General features: G+C 64.1%; 22 protein-coding genes. 10 read left to right on the plus strand and 12 right to left on the minus strand.

The window, feature by feature from the left end:
* The first annotated feature begins 9 nt into the window (after positions 1 to 9).
* The 3 genes from C495_RS09965 (at position 10) to C495_RS09975 (ending at position 3,573) form a co-directional block, all read left to right on the plus strand.
* On the plus strand, positions 10 to 204 hold the full coding sequence (locus C495_RS09965) for a DUF1328 family protein (RefSeq protein WP_008162497.1): 195 nt from the start codon (positions 10 to 12) through the stop codon (positions 202 to 204).
* Between the two features lie 210 nt (positions 205 to 414).
* On the plus strand, positions 415 to 2,334 hold the full coding sequence (locus tag C495_RS09970) for an aldehyde ferredoxin oxidoreductase family protein (RefSeq protein ID WP_008162499.1): 1,920 nt from the start codon (positions 415 to 417) through the stop codon (positions 2,332 to 2,334).
* 54 nt (positions 2,335 to 2,388) lie between these two features.
* The gene (locus tag C495_RS09975) at positions 2,389 to 3,573 is read left to right on the plus strand and encodes a M48 family metalloprotease (RefSeq protein WP_008162501.1); all 1,185 of its coding nucleotides are present in this window, start codon (positions 2,389 to 2,391) and stop codon (positions 3,571 to 3,573) included.
* Positions 3,574 to 3,719: 146 nt separating this feature from the next.
* Here the strand turns inward: C495_RS09975 and C495_RS09980 are convergent, their stop codons facing one another.
* A complete protein-coding gene (locus tag C495_RS09980) occupies positions 3,720 to 4,103 on the minus strand; it encodes an ArsR/SmtB family transcription factor (protein ID WP_008162503.1) in 384 nt (127 codons plus the stop codon).
* A gap of 192 nt (positions 4,104 to 4,295) precedes the next feature.
* Here C495_RS09980 and C495_RS09985 point away from each other — a divergent pair, with 192 nt between their 5' ends.
* Complete coding sequence (locus C495_RS09985; RefSeq protein ID WP_008162505.1) at positions 4,296 to 4,961, plus strand: helix-turn-helix domain-containing protein; 666 nt, start codon at positions 4,296 to 4,298, stop codon at positions 4,959 to 4,961.
* A 217-nt stretch (positions 4,962 to 5,178) separates the two neighbouring features.
* Positions 5,179 to 5,328 carry a DUF7560 family zinc ribbon protein gene (locus C495_RS09990; protein ID WP_008162508.1) on the plus strand — a complete coding sequence of 50 codons (150 nt, stop codon included), beginning with the start codon at positions 5,179 to 5,181 and terminating at the stop codon, positions 5,326 to 5,328.
* Positions 5,329 to 5,355: 27 nt separating this feature from the next.
* On the opposite strand, the gene C495_RS09995 is transcribed toward C495_RS09990, so the two are convergent.
* The 11 genes from C495_RS09995 to C495_RS10045 form a co-directional block, all read right to left on the minus strand.
* Positions 5,356 to 5,808, minus strand: a complete 453-nt coding sequence (locus tag C495_RS09995; protein ID WP_008162510.1) for a pyridoxamine 5'-phosphate oxidase family protein — start codon at positions 5,806 to 5,808, stop codon at positions 5,356 to 5,358.
* 95 nt (positions 5,809 to 5,903) lie between these two features.
* On the minus strand, positions 5,904 to 6,290 hold the full coding sequence (locus C495_RS10000) for a hypothetical protein (RefSeq protein ID WP_008162512.1): 387 nt from the start codon (positions 6,288 to 6,290) through the stop codon (positions 5,904 to 5,906).
* Positions 6,291 to 6,551, minus strand: coding sequence for a hypothetical protein (locus C495_RS10005; protein ID WP_008162514.1), 261 nt, complete (start codon positions 6,549 to 6,551; stop codon positions 6,291 to 6,293).
* Between the two features lie 141 nt (positions 6,552 to 6,692).
* A complete protein-coding gene (locus tag C495_RS10010) occupies positions 6,693 to 7,052 on the minus strand; it encodes an AzlD family protein (RefSeq protein WP_008162516.1) in 360 nt (119 codons plus the stop codon).
* Positions 7,042 to 7,815, minus strand: coding sequence for an AzlC family ABC transporter permease (locus tag C495_RS10015; protein ID WP_008162518.1), 774 nt, complete (start codon positions 7,813 to 7,815; stop codon positions 7,042 to 7,044). The genes C495_RS10010 and C495_RS10015 overlap by 11 nt, the downstream gene beginning before the upstream one ends.
* A 173-nt stretch (positions 7,816 to 7,988) precedes the next feature.
* The gene (locus tag C495_RS10020) at positions 7,989 to 8,279 is read right to left on the minus strand and encodes a ubiquitin-like small modifier protein 1 (protein WP_008162519.1); all 291 of its coding nucleotides are present in this window, start codon (positions 8,277 to 8,279) and stop codon (positions 7,989 to 7,991) included.
* 48 nt (positions 8,280 to 8,327) lie between these two features.
* Positions 8,328 to 8,678 (minus strand): hypothetical protein, encoded by a 351-nt coding sequence (locus C495_RS10025; protein ID WP_008162521.1) that lies wholly within the window; start codon positions 8,676 to 8,678, stop codon positions 8,328 to 8,330.
* 90 nt (positions 8,679 to 8,768) lie between these two features.
* Positions 8,769 to 9,878, minus strand: coding sequence for a glycosyltransferase (locus C495_RS10030; protein ID WP_008162523.1), 1,110 nt, complete (start codon positions 9,876 to 9,878; stop codon positions 8,769 to 8,771).
* An 87-nt stretch (positions 9,879 to 9,965) separates the two neighbouring features.
* Positions 9,966 to 10,469: a hypothetical protein gene (locus C495_RS10035; RefSeq protein ID WP_008162524.1), complete on the minus strand. Its 504-nt coding sequence runs from the start codon at positions 10,467 to 10,469 to the stop codon at positions 9,966 to 9,968.
* Positions 10,470 to 10,513: 44 nt separating this feature from the next.
* A complete protein-coding gene (locus C495_RS10040) occupies positions 10,514 to 10,900 on the minus strand; it encodes a hypothetical protein (protein WP_008162526.1) in 387 nt (128 codons plus the stop codon).
* A gap of 31 nt (positions 10,901 to 10,931) precedes the next feature.
* The gene (locus tag C495_RS10045; RefSeq protein WP_049890301.1) at positions 10,932 to 11,780 is read right to left on the minus strand and encodes a GNAT family N-acetyltransferase; all 849 of its coding nucleotides are present in this window, start codon (positions 11,778 to 11,780) and stop codon (positions 10,932 to 10,934) included.
* Positions 11,781 to 12,095: 315 nt separating this feature from the next.
* Here C495_RS10045 and C495_RS10050 point away from each other — a divergent pair, with 315 nt between their 5' ends.
* The 5 genes from C495_RS10050 to C495_RS10070 all read left to right on the plus strand — a co-directional run bounded on the left by C495_RS10050 (position 12,096) and on the right by C495_RS10070 (position 18,901).
* Positions 12,096 to 12,578: a (2Fe-2S)-binding protein gene (locus tag C495_RS10050; protein WP_008162528.1), complete on the plus strand. Its 483-nt coding sequence runs from the start codon at positions 12,096 to 12,098 to the stop codon at positions 12,576 to 12,578.
* Entirely contained in the window at positions 12,571 to 14,892 is a 2,322-nt protein-coding gene (locus C495_RS10055; RefSeq protein ID WP_008162530.1) for a xanthine dehydrogenase family protein molybdopterin-binding subunit, read from the plus strand. The genes C495_RS10050 and C495_RS10055 overlap by 8 nt, the downstream gene beginning before the upstream one ends.
* Positions 14,892 to 15,758: an FAD binding domain-containing protein gene (locus tag C495_RS10060; RefSeq protein WP_008162532.1), complete on the plus strand. Its 867-nt coding sequence runs from the start codon at positions 14,892 to 14,894 to the stop codon at positions 15,756 to 15,758. Before C495_RS10055 ends, C495_RS10060 begins: the two co-directional genes overlap by 1 nt.
* A 999-nt stretch (positions 15,759 to 16,757) precedes the next feature.
* Positions 16,758 to 17,222 carry a response regulator gene (locus C495_RS10065; RefSeq protein ID WP_008162534.1) on the plus strand — a complete coding sequence of 155 codons (465 nt, stop codon included), beginning with the start codon at positions 16,758 to 16,760 and terminating at the stop codon, positions 17,220 to 17,222.
* Positions 17,219 to 18,901, plus strand: coding sequence for a bacterio-opsin activator domain-containing protein (locus tag C495_RS10070; protein WP_008162536.1), 1,683 nt, complete (start codon positions 17,219 to 17,221; stop codon positions 18,899 to 18,901). Before C495_RS10065 ends, C495_RS10070 begins: the two co-directional genes overlap by 4 nt.
* The last annotated feature ends 3 nt before the right edge of the window (positions 18,902 to 18,904 follow it).

Below are 18,904 nucleotides of genomic sequence, written 5' to 3' on the forward strand. Positions count from 1 at the left end.
GCCCGCGGCATGCTCGAGAACACGTCGTCGATGCCACTGCAAGTCGGTGGCGGGAGTTTCCTGTACTGGGCGTTGATTTTTTTCATACTCGCGATCGTCGCCGCGGCGGTCGGCGCTCGCGGTGTCGCGGGTATCTCGATGGAGATCGCTCGCATCTTCGTGTTGATTTTCATCATCCTCGCGATCGTCGCCCTGTTGTTGTGACGCCCATCGGCGGCGACCACCCTGTCGCCCGCTCGAGACTGCACGCAGTTACGACTCGGCGACCCCCCGCTCGCTGCTCGCTCGACGGAACCCCCGGTAGCCGTCCCGGTCTCGCACGAGGCCGCCGCCGACCGATGTAACGGTATGTGGTTACGCAGGGGTGGGAACGACTAACAGGATGGAGGCCGAATTAACGAACGAGGAGTTACCATGACTGAACTCGGCGGTTTCCAAGATAGGGTTGCTCGCGTCGATCTTTCGGACGGGTCGGTCGCCTACGAGTCGATCGACGACGAGGACGCACGGAAGTATATCGGCGCGCGCGGGCTGGGTGTAAAGTACGTCTTCGAACAGGGGCCGGACGTCGACCCGCTCGGTCCCGAGAACCTGCTTGCGTTTATGAACGGGCCGCTCTCGGGCACACAGGTGACGATGAGCGGTCGAATCGCCGTCTGTACGAAGTCGCCACTGACCGGCACCGTCACCGACAGCCACCACGGCGGCTGGTCGGGCGCACGCCTCAAATGGGCCGGCTTCGACGGCCTGTTGTTCGAGGGCGAAGCCGACGAGCCAGTCTACGCCGTCGTCGAGGATGGCGAACTCGAGCTTCGTGACGCCTCCCATCTCTGGGGCAACGGCGTCCACGAGACGCGTGATACGATCGAAGAAGAGGTCGACGGCTCCTACGGCAAGAACCTCTCGATTATGGCGATCGGCCCCGGTGGCGAGAACGAGGTCAAATACGCCTGTATCATCAACGAAGACGATCGGGCATCGGGCCGCGGTGGCACGGGCTGTGTGATGGGGTCGAAGAACCTCAAAGCGATCGTCATCAAGTCCACGACGAAGATGCCCCAGCCTGCCGATCCCGAGACGTTCAAAGAGGGCCACCAGCAGGCGATGCAGGCGATCACGGAATCCGACGTTACCGCACCCAACGAGGGCGGGCTCTCGATGTACGGGACGAACGTCCTGATGAACATCGGTGAGGAGATGGACGGTCTCCCGACGAAAAACGGCCGGTACACCTCGACCGAAGCCATGCGCGACGCGGAGGGCGCCGATATCGACGCCGAACGCGTCTCCGGGGAGAACGTCCGCGAGAACATCCTCGTCGACGAGCCGACCTGTCACTCCTGTCCGGTCGCCTGCAAGAAGGAAGTCGAAGTCCAGACGATGCACAAAGGCGAGGAGATGAACGTTCGGATGGAGTCCTACGAGTACGAATCGGCATACGCCCTCGGCCCGAACTCCGGTCACACCGACCGCGACGCCGTTGCGCTCATGATCGACCGCTGTAACGACATGGGTATTGACACCATCGAGACGGGCAACATGATGGCGATGGCGATGGAGATGTCCGAGGAGGGCAAACTCGAGGAAGGCGACCTCGAGTGGGGCGACGCCGAGACCATGGTCGACATGATCGAACGCATCGGCCGCCGCGAGGACGACCTTGCCGACCTGCTCGCGGAGGGACCACGCCGGGTCGCCGACCGGAAGGAGGCTCACGACAACTCGCTGGCCGTCAAAGGACAGACGATCGCCGCCTACGATCCGCGCTGTATGAAAGGCATGGGAATCGGCTACGCCACCTCGAACCGCGGGGCCTGCCACCTGCGTGGCTACACGCCGGCGGCCGAAATCCTCGGTATTCCTGAGAAAGTCGATCCCTACGAGTGGGAAGGGAAAGGCGAACTCACCGCCGCCTTCCAGGACCTCCACGCGATCTCGGACAGCTTCGACATCTGTAAGTTCAACGCCTTCGCCGAAGGCATCGAAGAGTACGTCCTCCAGTACAACGGGATGACTGGCCTCGACGTCGGCGAAGACGAACTCATGCAGGCCGGCGAGCGCGTCTACAACCTCGAACGCTACTACAACAACCTCGTCGGCTTCGACGGTGCGGACGACTCGCTGCCGGCACGCTTCCTCGAGGGCGGCATCCCCGGGCAGGGCGCAAGCGAAGGCGAGTACTGCGAACTCGAGGAGATGAAAGCCGAGTACTACGACCATCGTGGCTGGGTCGACGGCGTCGTTCCCGACGAGAAACTCGAGGAACTCGAGATCGATATCGGGCCGGGAACGGGTGTCAGCGCCGGTGACTCGCCAGCACCAGCCGACGACTGATCGCCGCCACCGGATCGAAACGTCCTTTTTCTCGACGCCTGTCGGTTGTGCTAGATGTCTCCGAGCCGGCTCCTTCGCCTCCAGCTGGTCGTCTCGATCGTCCTCCTCGTCGGCCTCACACTCGCGTTTCTCTGTGGAATCTGGCTCGTCAGTTACGGCCTCCTCGAACTGCTCGAGACCGGCGCACTCGAGGTGGTGACGATTGGGGCTGCCGCCTCGCTGACCGTGGCCGCCGTTGCTGGGCTCGGAGCGGTCCGAGGTCGCCGTGGGTCCGATCGTCTTCCCCGTCGACGCCTGACGGAACTCGGTGGCGTACTCCTTCCCAGTACTGCCGTCCACGCGGTGTGGATCTTTCCCGTCGTGTGGTTCCTCATCTACATGACTGTCGTGTTCGTCGCCCCCAACTCGCAGGTACTCGCGACGATCGGAAGCGCCAGCTTGCTCGCCGCGATTGCCGCCCTCGAGTACAGACACGTCGGGACGATCGAACAGGCCGCCGGTGCCGTCCCCATCGCGCCCGACGACGCGCCACGGGTCCATCAGATTGCGACCCGGGTTGCGACGCTGTACGACGTTCCCGTCCCAACGATTGCGGTGTCCGACCGTGAGGCTCCCGAGGCGATGGCCGTTGGGCTCCGCCCCGGAACCGTCCACCTCGTGCTCTCGCTCGGGACACTTCGGGCACTCTCGGACGACGAACTCGAGGCCGTGATCGCCCACGAACTCGCTCACGTCGCCAACCGAGACGCGATGGTGATGACGGCCGCCTCGGTGCCGGTCGTCCTCGCCGAGGGGATTCGGACGCGTCTCGACGACGACAGTTCAGGAGCGGTCGTGACCGTCCCACTGGCTGCCGTCGCCAGCGCAACGGCGCTGCTCGGTCGGGTCGTCACCGCGGGTCTCTCGCGAGCCAGAGAGCGAGCGGCCGACCGGGCCGCGGCCGAGGCGACAGGTTCTCCCGCGGCACTTGCGAGTGCCCTTCAGACCCTCGACGATCGGATCGACGAGCTTCCATCGCAGGATCTTCGAGCGGTCTCGAGTGTCTCCTCGCTGTCGATCCTGTCGCTCGAGGAGGAGACGGGCGAGAAACTGATGCTCGGCCCCGACGGCGACGTCGAACCGTCTTACTGGTGGCTCAGGACGCGACTACAGCGGCTGTCGAACTGGCTCTTTCGAACGCATCCGTCGACGCCCTCTCGGATCGAGTCCCTGAAAACGCTCGCTGGCGAGTCCCGATAATCGTCGCAGCCAGCACCTGTTACGAGTGTGAAACGGGACGGAAAAACGGGTAGCCGATCTAGAACGTGAGAGAAACAGTGTCACATGTGACGTGTGGCCGGTTGGCCGTCCGCTGTGACGGAACTCGAGCAGTGCCGTGGAACGAATCAGTCGTCGGCAACGGCGAACCCGCCGTTGTCCGCCTCGGCATCGGGTTTCGTGATCTCGATTTCGACGTCGCCGCCGTCGACGGAGACGAGCACGTCGTCGAAACACTTGCGATACTCGGTCGCGTGTTTGCCGGAGGTGTTGATCCGGACTCGCTCTTCGACGAGGTCAGCCTCGGTCAGCTTCTCGACTTTCCGGTAGGCCGTCGACATCGGGATTTCACACTGCTCCGAGAGCTCTGTCGCAGTCAGCGACTCCTCGCTCGTCGCTTCGAGAATGTCCCGGCAGGCGTCGTCGTCCAGTGCAGCGAGTACCGCATGGGCGTCGATGGATCGGTCATCTGCGAGCAGACCTCGCTTGGATGGAGAGTTCGTCGCGGACATTGTGTTCACTCCAAGAGAGTAACGCGACCCTCTCGAAATAACGCCCAATAAATACAGGGTGCTTTATATGGGGTTCCGAAAATATGCGCTCCGAGCGGGCGTCTCGAGCGGGCAGGCGGCGCGGGCGACGTGCCGGCACTCGTCGATGATCCGTCCCGGGGGTTTAGGAGGTTCCGTTCCCAACATTGGGTGATGGTTTCGGGGATCCGCGCGGAGATCAAGATCGACGACCCGGCTGGTTGTGCCGTGACAGCTGCCTCTTCGGCTGCACAGGGACGCGTCCAGTCGGTCTCGAAGAGTGCGAATCCGGACGCACCAGCGCGTGTTTCCGAGGAGTTCATGCTCGAGGCCGAGACGTACCCGGACACCTTCGACACCGACGTCGAACTGTCACCGGTCTTTTCGTATGGCTCGAGTACCGTGTATCGGTTCAGTCGCGACCTCGACCGCGGCTGTCCGTGTGACTGTATCGAACGCCACGACTCGCCGGTGATCGATGTTCGGACCCGTGGCTCGTCGCTGTTTCTGACGTTTCACGCGACGGATATGGCGAGCTTACAGGCGATTATCGGCGATCTACAGGACCGATACTCGAACCTCGACGTGCAGCGCCTCCTGCAGTCACAACAAGAGCACAGCGAACAACACCTCGTTTTCGTCGATCGAAGCGAACTGACCGCCCGCCAACTCGAGGTGCTCGAGACGGCCCACCGGATGGGCTATTTCGAACATCCGAAACGGGCGAACGCCGGGGAGGTCGCCGACGCACTCGGGATCACCGGGACGACGTTCACCGAGCACCTCGCGGCCGCACAGACGAAACTGCTCGATGCGATCCTCCAGTACGACGAGTCTTGATCGACGGGGCTCGTCGGCTACGCCCCTATCGCCACGATGATCGACAGACGCCGAGGTCGCGTCGTCGAACGGAGGCGCACCCAGCCCGGGCGTTCAACTCCCAAGTAAAGAACCCTTCGGCTACTACTGGATTTCGACGGCGAACCGCAACCCTATATATAGGTACCGCACAGCTATGTATGTAGACATTCACCGTTTCACACGATCTTGACCCCTCATGAGCAGATACGAATTTACCTGTCCCGACTGCACACAAGCGATCGAGGTCAACGAGGCGATGCGAGAGGCCACGTTGGAACACGGCTGTCCGGTCTGTGGTGCCGATGTCACGGCCGGAGACTTCGCCGCCGAACAACCGACGAACTGAGCACTCGAGACCCGATGGCTGTCGTCGTTACTCTTCGCGATCGATCGCCGTCCGTCGTCCGTTAAGCGACTCCGGCACGAGTCGGTAGAGTTCGATATCGAGTTCGTCTTTCTGCTGGGCCCATATTTCGAACAGTGGCCGCTTCGTTTCGCCGTACTGGGCGATCTGGTCCGGCGTCAACTCCGCCGGTGGGATGTTCTCGAGTGCCCCCGTCGCGATGATGCTTCGGTAGGACGACTCCTGCTCGTCGTAAACGACGATCCGGGCCGCCGGAGAGGCGTCGAGAAACGCCCGCTTTTCGCTTTCCGGTGTCGACACCAGTCGGATGTAGAACTCCCGGTCCTCGTCGTTGTATCCGTACGAAATCGGGATCGCGTACGGCTCGTCGGTGCGTGCAAGCGAGAGGACGCCGGTCTCGTGGTGGCCGAGGAACTCGTCTATCGCCGCATCGGTCATATCGGTCTCCTGGTCGATAGCCATCGTCTCAGTGCATCGAGAAAGGGTAAACATGCTCTTTATAGTTGCCATCGACTTCGGTATCCGCCTGCCCTCCGGCATTCGGGACGTGAGACAGCCTACGAATCGTGCGGCTGGCCGCTGTCGGTTCCGATACAGACCGCTTCGCGGATCTCGAGGGCCGTCTCGAACGTCGCCTCGCGGTCGGTTCGCCGGCCGATCCGCAACAGCTGTTCCTCGTGGGCACGACGGATCGCCGACAACTCGCGGTCGGTGACCTCGAGGTCGTCCGCCAGCGACTCCCAGTGGCCCCATTCGACCAAAAACAGCTCGCGGTCGTCGTCCGCCTCGAGCCGTTCGTACGCCCGACGATACTGCTCGAGTCGTGGGCTCAGCAGCTCTTGGGCTCGGTCAACGAGCGCCGGTAGGCGGGACGGAGGCACGCTCGCTTTCGCCGCCGTGAGGACGAGCACCTGCCCGTCGATCGGGTCGCCCGTGCCTGCCATCTAGCCACCCGCCCGCATCGCCTTCTGTGCGAACGCATCGACGAGGTCCTCGAGCACCTCTGATTCGCCGGTGAACTCGATGGTGATCTCGGTCAGCGTTAACGACGGCCCGACGGCGACCGTCTCCGAGGCGAACGTCGCCGTCCAGCCGTCGCCGGAGACGGTGTCGTCTGCGACCTGCTCGCCGCCAAGGCCCGTCAGGTACCGAACCGTGAGCCGTTCGGAGATACCGCGAAACGATCGCTCGACACGTGCTGTCATACCTTCGATATGGCTCTCGACACCGATAAATTCGAGCCTGCTGTAACACTCGAGCCCCCGGGGACGAAAACACTCAGACGGTCTGCGCTCGATCTCGGGTGGCGGGATCGGGACTCGGCGGGCCGTGACCAGCAGTCCGTCTCAGACGACCGCTCGGAACGCCACGACGGCGGCGACGCCCGCACACAGCGCCAGCAGAATGCTCTTGGTGCGCCACATGACGACCAGTACGACCGCTGCCCCACCCCACTCCGCGGGGCCGCCGGCTGCGAGTTCCGGGCCGAGGATCGCGATGACGATCGCCCCCGGGAGGACGTCGAGTCCGGCCTGTACGCGGTCGCTCACGTCGACGCGGCGGACGAGCCAGATGCCGCCCGTCTTCGCGACGACGGTGACGACGGCCATCGCGAAGATGACGGCCACGACGAGCGGGTCGAGCGAGAGCGCGCCGTCGAACGGTGTCTCGAGTGCGAGCAGGCCCACCGTCTCACTACCCGTCATGCCGGATCACCTCGAGCAGCGCCGCGGTGAGTCCGCCGAGCAGGATGTACCACTGCCCCGAGAGGAGTTCGGCGGCGACGACGCTCGTTGCGAGGGCGACGATCCACGGGGCCAGCGTCGATCGGCCGTCCCAGAGTTCGACCACGAGTGCGACGAAGACGGCGACGAGGATGAAGTCGACGCCGTAGCGGTTCGGGTCGCCGACCGAGCCGCCGGCGACGGTGCCGAGGATCGTCGAGACGACCCAGAACAGCCAGAGTGCGATGCCGCTGCCGAGCAAGAACGCGCCGCGTCCGTTGCCGGCTCTGAACTCGCGCATCGTCAGCGCCCAGTTCTCGTCGGCCATCAGACAGAGGCTGCTGTAGATCTTCGTCGGCGAGAGGCGGCCGAGCCACGGCTGTAACGCCGCGCCCATCAGCGAATACCGCAGGTTGACGGCGAAGGTCGTCACGACGAGTGCAGCGATCGGGATCGGCTCCGTCCAGAGTTCGACGGCGATGATCTGAGCCGCGCCGGCGAACACCGTTGCGCTCATCAGCGTCGCTTCCGCGACGCTCAGTCCGGCCTGACTCGCGAGGACGCCGAAGGCGACCCCGTAGCCGGCGACGCCGAACGCGATCGGAACACAGGTGAGAAAGCCGGCACGAAGTCCCGACAGCCCGAACGTCACGGGTTCGGACTCCGGCTCCGTCGGCTCCTCGCCACGCTCGCCGCTCGTCGCATCCGACTCTCGAGGGGACTCCCCACGCTGCGTTTGCTCCATTACGACGCTCTAGGTCACTCTCGGAGCGTCGGTGCCTAAATCGTTCTCGGAATCGCCCTCAGGCGGGCGGATTTCGAGCCCAGCGGTATCACCGTTCGGTCGCCGGCTCCCGCCGGCGTGCTGCCGAACGGCCACGGAAACGCGCCCGACCAACCGTCGACTCGAGGCTTGCCTTACCCACCCGCAACCGGCGGAAACACCGACAGCGTATCGCCGTCTTCGAGTCCTGTCTCGGGGCCGGCCATATGCACCACGTCGCGGCCGTTTTTCAGCACGCTCAACTGTGGTTTGATCGCCAGTCCCTCTGGACCGTCCTCGAGCAACTGCCCCTCGAGGCCCGCGTACTCGGTCTCGAGGGTGGCGAGGACGTCACCGACGGTCTTCGCGTCGTCGAACGCACGCCGCTGTGTCTTCTCCCCGACAGCCTCGCGAAAGGTCGCGAAAAACCGCAACTCGAGTTCCATACTGGATGGATGGGGGCAATTGGCATAAGTTCGGGTGCCACCGTGTGCTCACGCCGTCGACGCCGCCGGCGCGGTGGTGTACGTGACGGATTTGACATCGGCGCGCTCGAGCGTGTCGTCGATCACGTCGGCACCGAACGCCGCCGCTGCGTCGGCATCGTCGGCCTCGACGACGACGGTAATCGAGAACTCGAGGGTAATCGTGTACGGATCGAACGGCGCGGTCGGATGTTCGTACACCGCCGCGTCGTCGACCGTCCACGCGGTGACGGTGCCGTCGTCCTCGAGGCGCTCGAGCGTCGCGGCGAGTTGCTCGGTGGCGTCGTCGCGAGCGGTCGTATCGCTCCCGCCGTGTAAGGTGATGAGCGTCGTGCCCTCCCGCGAAACTGCAAACTCCATACCCAACTCTATCAACTGAAGGGATTTGAACGCTTGGGATAAACTCACACTGCGCAGCAGAACTTGCGAGGCGGTGTTTCGATCTCGGTATCACTCTCGAAGGTCGTCGTAGAGCTCCCCCAACTGCTCGAGGGAGTGGTCGACCGACAGCATCGACCGCCGCCGGCGACAGAGATCCGAGAGCCGGTCGTGTTCGGCGAGGGTGCGATGGATCGCCCATCGGAACGCCTCGAGATCACCGGGGGCGTACCGGTAGCCGGTTTCGCCCTCGATGACGCTGTCAGTGAGCGCGCCCGCATCGACGGCGACGACCGGCGTGGCACACGCGGTCGCCTCGAGGGCGACCAGCCCCTGCGTTTCGACCGGGCTCGGGAAGACGAAGACGTCGAGCGCCGAGTAGAACGCCGGCAGCTCCTCGCGCTCGAGAAAGCCGAGGAACCGAACGTCGGCGTCGACCGTCACGGCATGGGCCTCGAGGGCGGCTCTGTCGGGGCCGTCGCCGGCGAGCACGAGCGTGTAGTCGGTTCCGTCGACGGCGTCGATCGCCACTGTGAGGTTCTTCTCGGGTCCGTGGCGGCCGGTGTAACCGAGCAGTGGCCCTTCAGGGAGGGCGTACGCGTCGCGAAACGCCGTCGGATCGACCGGGCGAAACAACTCGGTGTCGATACCGTTCGAAATGACTGTGACATCGACATCCGGCGCGATGTACTCGAGCAGTCGGCGTCGGGCGAACGACGTCGGGGCGACGACGTGATCGACGCGCTCGAGGAACGTCCGCTCGTAGGCGCGGTGTGCTCGCTTGCCGATGTCGACGAAAGCCGGCGGGACGTGCTGTTCGATACGGTCGTCGAGGAGGGTGTGATAGGAGGCGACGACGGGGATGTCACGCTGTCGAGCGAAGCGAACGCCCGTCGCCCCGACGGTGTAGGGCGTGTGGACGTGGACGATATCCGGCGTCTCGAGGCCGTCGTGGATCGCCGGGAGTCCGAGTCGGTACCGTGGATACAGCGGCGCGCCGACGCTCGGGACCGCGTACTCGTCGGTGTCGGAGTCGTACCCCTCCATTTCGGGGAAGACGACGGCCATCGAGCCCCGGCGACGGCCCCACCGCTCACGCCAGAGCGTGATCGTGTAGGTGACGCCGTTGACCGTCGGCAGATAGAGATCGGTAAACGCGGCGACGGTTCGGGTCCCAGCCATCGGCTGCCGTTCCACGGGGTCGTGCAAATCGGTTGTGGAACCGATAGAGACTGCCTCGAGTGCCACACACCCGGGGCATGTCGCCTCTCACAGTGGGCTGTCGATCCGAAACGCGACGTCGTGATCCGAGAGCAGCGATCGCATTCGCCGCACGCCGCCGTGGGTATCCCACCCTTCGGAGGTGTAGTGTTTGTACGGATGGCGCAGCCACGAGTACTCGCGATGGGCGAACACGTCCACCGCATCAGTGTCGGCGACGAACAGCGCGACGTGAAGTTGCCACGTCGCAAACGGTGATGCCCGCCGTACCCAACTGCCGGCCGACTGTCGGCCATCCCGGTGGACTTTCAGCGAGGCGACCGGTTCCGGCGCAAACGACATCGTCTCGAGGTCGGATCGAAACTCGCCGAGGCCGTACTCGATCGTGCCGACGTACTCGTCGGGGTGTTGGAGACACTGGGCGAAGCCCCCGAGCGGTTCTTTGATTCGGTGCAGTGTCGGCAACACGCGACGGCGCACGCGCGTGGTCAGATCGATCGCGTGGGTGTGATCGGACCGGCAAGTGCCGTCGCGTTCGTCTGTCGAAGCCACGATACTCCTATCGAGTATGGGCCCAAAACCATTGTGGTCCGGGGTTAGAGGTCCTGCATCCGGATTCCGTCTTCGACCAGTCGTGCGTTTCGCTCTCGGTCGAGGCGCTCGCCGAGGCCGTCGTGGGCGTACAGTTGGGCGATCACGTCAGCGTAGAGCGTCCGCCACGCGATGGCGTAGATCGGCGACTGGCCCCACGCCCGTAGCTCCGGCACCAGCTCGTCGTAGGTCTCGTGGCGCTGTTCGAACCGGTCGATCGCCTCGAGCACGCGAGCCGCGGCTTCACGGTCGTCCTCGGCGTTTTCGATCGCCTGATTCAGTCGCTGCTCCCAGCCGGCGACCGCTTCTTGCATGTCCGTTCCAGCAACCTCGTCGTCGGCTGGCAGGCGTTCGAGCACCGGTTTTGGCACGCCGAGTGAGATGTCGTCCATACCTCGAGGTATGGCGCCGGCTGTCAAGAAACTACGGCCACGTCGCGAGCATGATCTCGTCGACGAACGCGTCGTCGATGCGGTACTGCGCTTTGTGCTCGCCCTCGCGTTGCCAGCCGTTTGCTTCGAGGAACTCGATCGCACCCTCGTTCGTCGCGGGCACGTTCTGGTAGACCTTCCGGTAGCCGGCGCTGTCGGCCCACTCGAGGCCGTACTCGAGCAGTCTCGACCCAATCCCGTGCTGGCGCAGATCGGGTGCGATGCCAACAGTGAGTTCGGCGGTGTGCGACAGCGACGGCAGTTCGTTGGCATCGAGATGCAGCCAGCCGACGACGCTCGCGTCGTCGGTTGCGAACGGAGTTTCGTCGTCGGTTTCGTCGTCAGTGTCCGTCTCCGGCTCGAACACCGCGACGAACACGACCCGCGAACGATCCTCGTTCGCCCGTACGAGCGCCGAATCGCCCTCGAGTTGGGTCGCGACGTTCTCGGCGACGATGTATGTCCCCTCGGCTGCGACCTCGCGCATCGTCTCGATAACGCCCCGTCGGTCTTCTTCCCGTGCCGCCCTGATCGTTACCGTTCCGTCCTCGAGTTCGACAGTAATCGGCGTCGTCGAAAGCGCAACCCGGTACTTACCGCCGGATTCGGTCAGATACCCCTGCGTCTGCAGTGCCTCGAGACAGGACTCGAGGCTGTCCATCGGGGGACAGATCGGTTCGGTGTACGACCTCGAGCGGGCGGGTTTCGAGTGGGCCGGCTCCGACTCGAGTCGGATCGATCGCGCCAGTTCGTCGGCGGTGACGGCCCCGTGTCGCTCGACGTACTCGTAGACTGCTCGCTGGACCTCGGTGTCGAACGACAGCGTCGGGTGAACGCTCATACGACCCCCACCGCCGACGACCATCTTTAGTATGGGCACTGTATCCGCAAGCACGGGGTCGACGACGGGCCTCGAGAGGCGGCTCTCCGTCCCCATCCGCCTGTTGTGACCACAATCGACAGCGATCCGGCAACCGAGCAATCCCGTGACACCGAGGAAAAACGGGCTAGAACCGGCATCTGTGCCCATCAGAACCGCGTTCCCTGATACGAATCTTTTTACTCAGCGCCAGCATTGAGATTCGTGGACAACCATCATGTTAGTAGCCATCGGCGTTTTCGTTGACAATTACCACGCCACTCGAGGGCTGTATCGATGACCGAACACGACATCACGCTGTCGGTCAACGGCACCGAACACGACCTGACCGTCGAGCCGCGAACGCTGCTCGTCACCGCGCTCCGGGAGGACCTCGGCTACACCGGCGCGAACGTGGGCTGTGAGACCGCCCGCTGTGGCGCGTGTACCGTCCGCGTCGACGGCGAGGCGATCAAATCCTGTATGCGGTTTGCCGTCCAATCGGACGGCGCGGAGGTCGAAACCGTCGAAGGACTCGCCGAGAACGGCGACCTCGCGCCGTTACAGGAGCAGTTCCAGGAGAACCACGGGCTCCAGTGTGGGTTCTGTACGCCCGGGATGCTCATGACGGCGGATACGTACCTGAAAGACGCCGACGACCCCTCTCGAGAGGAGATCCGGGAGGCGATCGAGGGGAACCTCTGTCGCTGTACCGGCTATCACAACATCGTCGACGCGATCGAGGCGACGCTCGAGCAACGGGAGGCGAGCCATGAGTGAGAGCGACCACCCTGCGGAAAAGCGCGGCTTCGGCGACCCGATCGAACGCGACGAGGACGTCCCGCTGCTGACGGGCGAGGCGACGTACACCGACGACATCCAGCTCCGGGGGACGGCGCATCTGGCGATCCGCCGCTCCGATCACGCACACGCCCGCATTCTCGAGGTCGATACGAGCGCGGCCGAAGCGATGGACGACGTCGTCGCGGTTTACACCGGTTCGGACGTCGAGGACAGCGGCGTGCCAAACACCATCCCGACAGCGTGGATGCTCCCCGGGCTCGTGACGCCACAGTATCGCATGCTCGCCGTGGATAAAGTCCGCCACGAGGGCGACGGGATCGCCGCCGTCGTCGCCGAAACGCCACAGGCGGCCCGCGACGCGCTCGCAGCCATCGACGTCGAGTACGAGGTGCTCGAGCACGTCACGGACCCTGTCGAGTCGGTCGAGCGCGACGTGGCGCCGGTCCACGAGGAGGCCGAGGACAACGTCGCCTTCGACTTCGAACTCGGCGACGCGGACGCCGTCGACGAGGCCTTCGCTGACGCCGACCGGATCGCGAGCGTCGACCTCCGACAGCCGCGGCTCATTCCGAACGCGATGGAACCGCGGTCGGCACTGGCCGACTGGGACGTCGCGACCGAGAAACTGCGCCTCTGGATGACGAGCCAGAACCCCCATCTGCACCGAATGCTGCTGTCGGCCGGTACGCTCGGGGTTCCAGAGAACAAGATCCAGGTGATCGCCCCCGAGGTCGGCGGGGGATTCGGCAGCAAGATCTACCACTATCCCGACGAGGCCGTCACGGCCTGGTGTTCGATGCAACTCGGCCGACCGGTGAAGTGGAAAGCCAGCCGGATGGAGGGCTACGTCACCGACTGCCACGGCCGCGACCACACGACGAGCGCCGAAATCGCCGTCGACGACGACGGAACCGTCCGCGGGATTCGCGTCGAGACCCACGCCGGGCTGGGCGCACAGCTCTCGCAGTTCGCCACCGCCACGCCGTCGTATCTGTACGCGACGATCCTCTCCGGCGAGTACGCCATTCCGGCGATCCACTGCCGGGTCATCGGCGCGTTCACCAACACGACGCCGGTCGACGCCTACCGCGGGGCCGGCCGCTCGGAAGGCATCTACGTGATCGAACGGCTCATGGACGTCGCCGCGCGGGAACTCGAGATGGACCCCGCCGAACTCCGGCGGACGAATCTCGTCCCGCCCGACGAGTTCCCCTACGAGACCGCCGCGGCCGTCGTCTACGACAGCGGCGAGTACGAGCGGGCGATGGACAAGGCACTCGAGCACGTCGGCTACGACGACCTGCGAGAGCGACAGGCCGAACTCCGCGAGGAGGGCCGCTATCTCGGCATCGGCGTCGCCAACTTCGTCGAGTCGGCCGGGCTCTCGCCGTCGGGACTCGCCGGCGACCTCGGCGCGCAGGCCGGTGGCTGGGAGAGTTCGATCGTACGCTTCGATTCGACGGGAACCGTCACGGTCCTCGTCGGGACGGCCGATCAGGGACAGGGCCACCGCACGACGTTCGCCCAGATCGCCGCCGAGGAACTCGGCGTCCTGTCTCTTATACACATCNGCCGAAGCGCCTCCGTCGGCGGCGGGGCCATCGCTCGCGGCGCACGCGAGGTGCGCGAGAAAGCCCGCGAGATCGCCGCCCACCAACTCGAGGCCAGCGTCGACGACATCGAGTTCGACGACGGCGAGTTCCACGTCGCGGGTGCACCCGACCGCTCGTATCACATCCAGGAGATCGCCGCGGAGGCGTATCTGGGCCACGACCTGCCCGAGGAGATGGACCCCGGCCTCGAGGCGACGAACTTCTACGACCCGGAGAACTTCACGTTCCCCTTCGGCACGCACGTCGCCGTCGTCGAGGTCGACCCCGAAACGGGTGGGATCGACCTCGAGCGTTACGTCGCGGTCGACGACTGCGGCGAGATCATCAACCCGATGATCGTCGAGGGACAGGTCCACGGCGGCATCGCACAGGGGATCGGCGCGGCGCTGTACGAGGGAGCCGCCTACGACGACGACGGCCACCTCCTGACCCGCCGGATGGACGAGTACGCCGTCCCACACTCGACGTACGTGCCGGACTTCGAGACCGACTACACGGTCACGCCGAGCCCGCACAATCCCATCGGCGTCAAAGGCGTCGGCGAGTCGGCGACCATCGCTGCCGCGCCGACCGTCGTCTCCGCCGTCGTCGACGCCCTCGAGCCGTTCGACGTCGATCACCTTGATATGCCGATCACACCGGAAGCGGTCTGGCAAGCCATGGGAGGTGAGGAGTGATGTACGCGAACGACTTCGAGTACTACCACGCCGAAAGCGTCGCCGAGGCTGTCGACCTCCTCGAAGAGCACGAGGGGGCCGAACTGCTCGCCGGCTCACACGGCTTGCTCCCCCGGATGCGGACCGGAGAGGAGGCCCCGCCGGTACTCGTCGACATCAACGCAGTCGACGGACTCTCGAGTATCGAGGTCACCGACGGCGACCTTTCGGTCGGCGCGCTCGTGACCCACGCGGAACTCGCCGACTCTGACCTCGTTCGGGAACACGCACCAGCACTCGCCGACGCGGCAGGCGAGGTTGGCGACATTCAGGTCCGAAACGGGGGAACCATCGGCGGTAACCTCGCCCACGGCGACGCGCGAACGGACCACCCCGCCGCCGTCCTCGCACTCGGCAGTTCCCTCGACGTGACAGGCTCCGACGGCGACCGCTCGATCGACGCCGCCGACCTCTTTACCGGCCACTTCGAGACCGCCGTCGGGGAGCACGAGCTCGTGACCGCGCTTCGGATTCCGATCGAAGACGGTGCCTCGAGTACGTATCACAAACATCGCAACCCCCTCTCGGGCTACCCGCTCATCGGGGTTGGTGCGTGGGCACGGATCGACGGCGAAACGATCGAACGCGTTCGCGTCGCTGCCACGGGTAACCTCTCTCACCCCCGACGGCTGTCCGCCGTCGAGGCGGCGCTCGAGGGCGAAGCGCTCGAGCCGGCATCGATCACGGCTGCGGCAGAACAGACGACGGCGCTCGATGACGACGAGTTCCGACCGGATGTGCAGGCGTCGCCAGCCTACTGCCGCCACCTGCTGTCGGTCAACACCGAACACGCCCTCCGGGACGTCCTCGACGTCGACGGGGAGTAACGGCACCGAACGACCGCGGCGCGTCACTCGAAGCCGTTTTCGAGAGTGACTCGAGGAACCGAGATCGTTAGCAGCCACGCTGTTCTGCCCGGATGACAACTGTCCGATGAGTGTCCACGACGGGATCGCTGGCGCAGCAGTCGATTCTATATCTCAGTATATCGTTTATCGATGGGGATTGTCGAGCGATTCGACCTGAACCGCGGCTCGAGGCCTTGCTGGAGCTGCCATCCGTCCTGATCGCTTGCCAGCCATCCGCTGTGCCACCAGCGTCTCTCACGCTAGCGACCGACCGGACATCGGTGTTCGGTCGAGACACAGAATCGGGTTCGACCTCCCGATCGCGTGGTCGCACATCCACAAACGGTTCGGCGTAGGCAGTGTCGTCGCCACTGTCCACAGTGCATACTCGGTCACACGACGGGAGCGCGGGTCGGAGCGAACGACGTGAGCGAGACCCGCGGACAGATGCGTGAGGACATCGTATTATCGTACGCACGCGCCAGCCGGTGAAGACGTACACTGCGGGGTACTCGCCGTTTTTCGCTTCGAACTGGGTTACGACCGTGCGTCGCTGCCGTGGAACGTGTTGATCCTGTCGGACAGAACTATTCATACATCGATCGCGTCTCACGGCTCGTCGCCTTCGGCGACGACCGTTCGCATGCGATCGAGCAGTCACTGGCTTCTGTCCGATAATATGAATAGCACCACTTCGACCCTCGATGAGCGACCGCGTCGAGACCTGTTTTCGTGCCTCGAGTCCGGGTAAGGGGTGCCGTAAGTACCGCTCCAGCCGGTCGGTCGATCGAGACTCGGTAATAAATCCTATAGTGCGATACAAAATTCCCAGTCATCGGCAGCGAGTCCTCTCCCGTAGTTCGGTAGTTTGGGGGACATATCCGCTCTAAAGAGGGTTCAGAATCGATTGTCGCCACTACCTTTATACCCGCCAATCGACTTGTGAATAGCAATCGGTCATGGTAGCCCCCGAAAACAATGAGTAATTCGAGACAGTTCGGGCCAGAACCTGCACAGCTCCTGTTAGTCGAGGATAACCCGGGAGACGTTCGCCTGACTAAAGAAGCCTTCAAACAGGGTCGTATCGAAAACGACCTCTATGTCGTCTCCGACGGCAACGAGGCACTCGAGTTTCTCCACAGGCGCGGCGAGTACGCCGACGCACCGCGGCCGGATCTCATCCTGCTGGATCTCAACTTGCCACGAAAAGACGGTGAAGACGTGCTCGAGGAACTCAAAGACCATCCGGAACTGCGCTCGATCCCGGTGATCGTCTTGACGAGTTCGCGTGCCGAAGAGGATGTCGTCAGATCCTACGAACTGCACGCCAACGCGTATCTCACGAAGCCAGTCGATCCGGACGAGTTTATCGAAACCGTCCGTGCGTTCGAAAAGTTCTGGTTCTCGGTCGTTCGACTTCCGCCAGAGGATGAGCGTTCATGAGTGGGACGAATACCCGATCCGAGTCGACCGTCGACGCCGACACTCTGGAGATCCTTCTCATCGAGGATAACCCCGGCGATGCACGCCTGATTCAGGAGATGCTTCAGGGAACTGAAGAACTCGCACAGCGTCTCAGTTCGGACGAGACTGCGGGGCGAACACCGGAACTCACCTGTACGTCCCGCCTCGAGGACGGCCTCGAGTTGCTCGAGGAGTCGACCGTCGACGTCGTGTTGCTCGATCTGAACCTGCCAGACAGCGAGGGACTCAGAACGCTCGAGACGGTCCATACGGAGCGCGAGGAGATACCCATCGTCGTCTTGACTGGTGTTCGTGACCAACAGGTCGGCGTGCAGGCCATCCAGCGTGGGGCACAGGATTTCCTCGTCAAAGACGAGGTGACAAGCGAGTTGCTCGTGCGGACGATCCACCACGCGATCGAGCGGGCCCGTCAGGAGCGTGAACGCCGTCGCCAACGCGAGCAACTCGAGGCCCTGAATCGTCTCAACCGGATCGGCCACGATATCACGCACGCGATGATCACGACGGAGACACGGGCGGACTTAGAACAGCGAGTCTGTGATCGACTCGCCGAATCCGACGCCTACCGGTTCGCGTGGATCGGCGGCGTCAACCCGGGGAGCGATCGCATCGTTCCGAAAGCCGCTGCCGGCGTCGAAGACGGCTATCTCGATTCCGTCTCGATCAGTATCGACGAAGACGACGAAACCGGGCAAGGGCCGACTGGAACGGCGCTCCGAACCGGCACAGTACAGGTGATGAACGACGTCCAGATGGACCCCGAGTTCGAGCCGTGGCGTGATGCGGCGCTCGAGCGAGGGTACCAATCGTCGGTTTCGATTCCGATCACCTACGAAGACCTCGTCTACGGCGTGTTGAACGTCTACTCGGCGTCGCCGCGTGCGTTTGAGGGAGCGGAAACCACGATCCTTGCTCGAATCGGTGATGTGATCGCCCACGCGATCACGGCGATCGAACGAAAAGACGCCCTCGTCAGCGACGCCGTGATCGAACTCGAGTTCCGCATCGATACGCTGGCCGAGCCGTTGATCGGGTTGTCGGAGGGCGACTCGAGTCGGATCAAACTCGAACAACTGATCAGTGGCGACGAGACGCTGCTCGCCTACGGATCGGCACAGGGCGTCGATCAAGAGGCGTTCCGCGACGCGGTTGGAGACACTGAGGGGTTCAGCGAGGTTCGATTCCTCACCGTCAGGCGTGACGAGTTCGAGTTCGAACTCGTCGCCCCGGCTGCGGTCTCGTTGTTCGAGACGATCGCGACCCACGGCGGCCGGGTGCAATCTGCGACGATCGACGACGGCGAGTTCCGCTTCGTCGTCGAACTCCCCCGAGGCCGGGACACCCGCCAGATGATCGAACTCATCAACGAACAGCGCGACGACGTGACGTACCTCGCCCAACGAACCAGCGAGCGCAGCGAGCGTGACGAGTCGGGGTCGGCCTCGGTCCTCGAGGAAGACCTCACCGAGAAACAGCGTGCAGCCCTCGAGACGGCCTACTTCGCGGGCTATTTCGACTGGCCCCGCGAGAGCACCGGCGAGGAGATCGCCGACCGACTCGGTATCGCGCCGGCGACGTTCAACCAGCATCTCCGGACGGCCGAACGGAAGTTCTTCGATTCGGTGCTGGGCGAGTAGTTC

Origin of the sequence: Natronorubrum sulfidifaciens JCM 14089 (assembly GCF_000337735.1) — an archaeon.
Taxonomy (GTDB): domain Archaea; phylum Halobacteriota; class Halobacteria; order Halobacteriales; family Natrialbaceae; genus Natronorubrum; species Natronorubrum sulfidifaciens.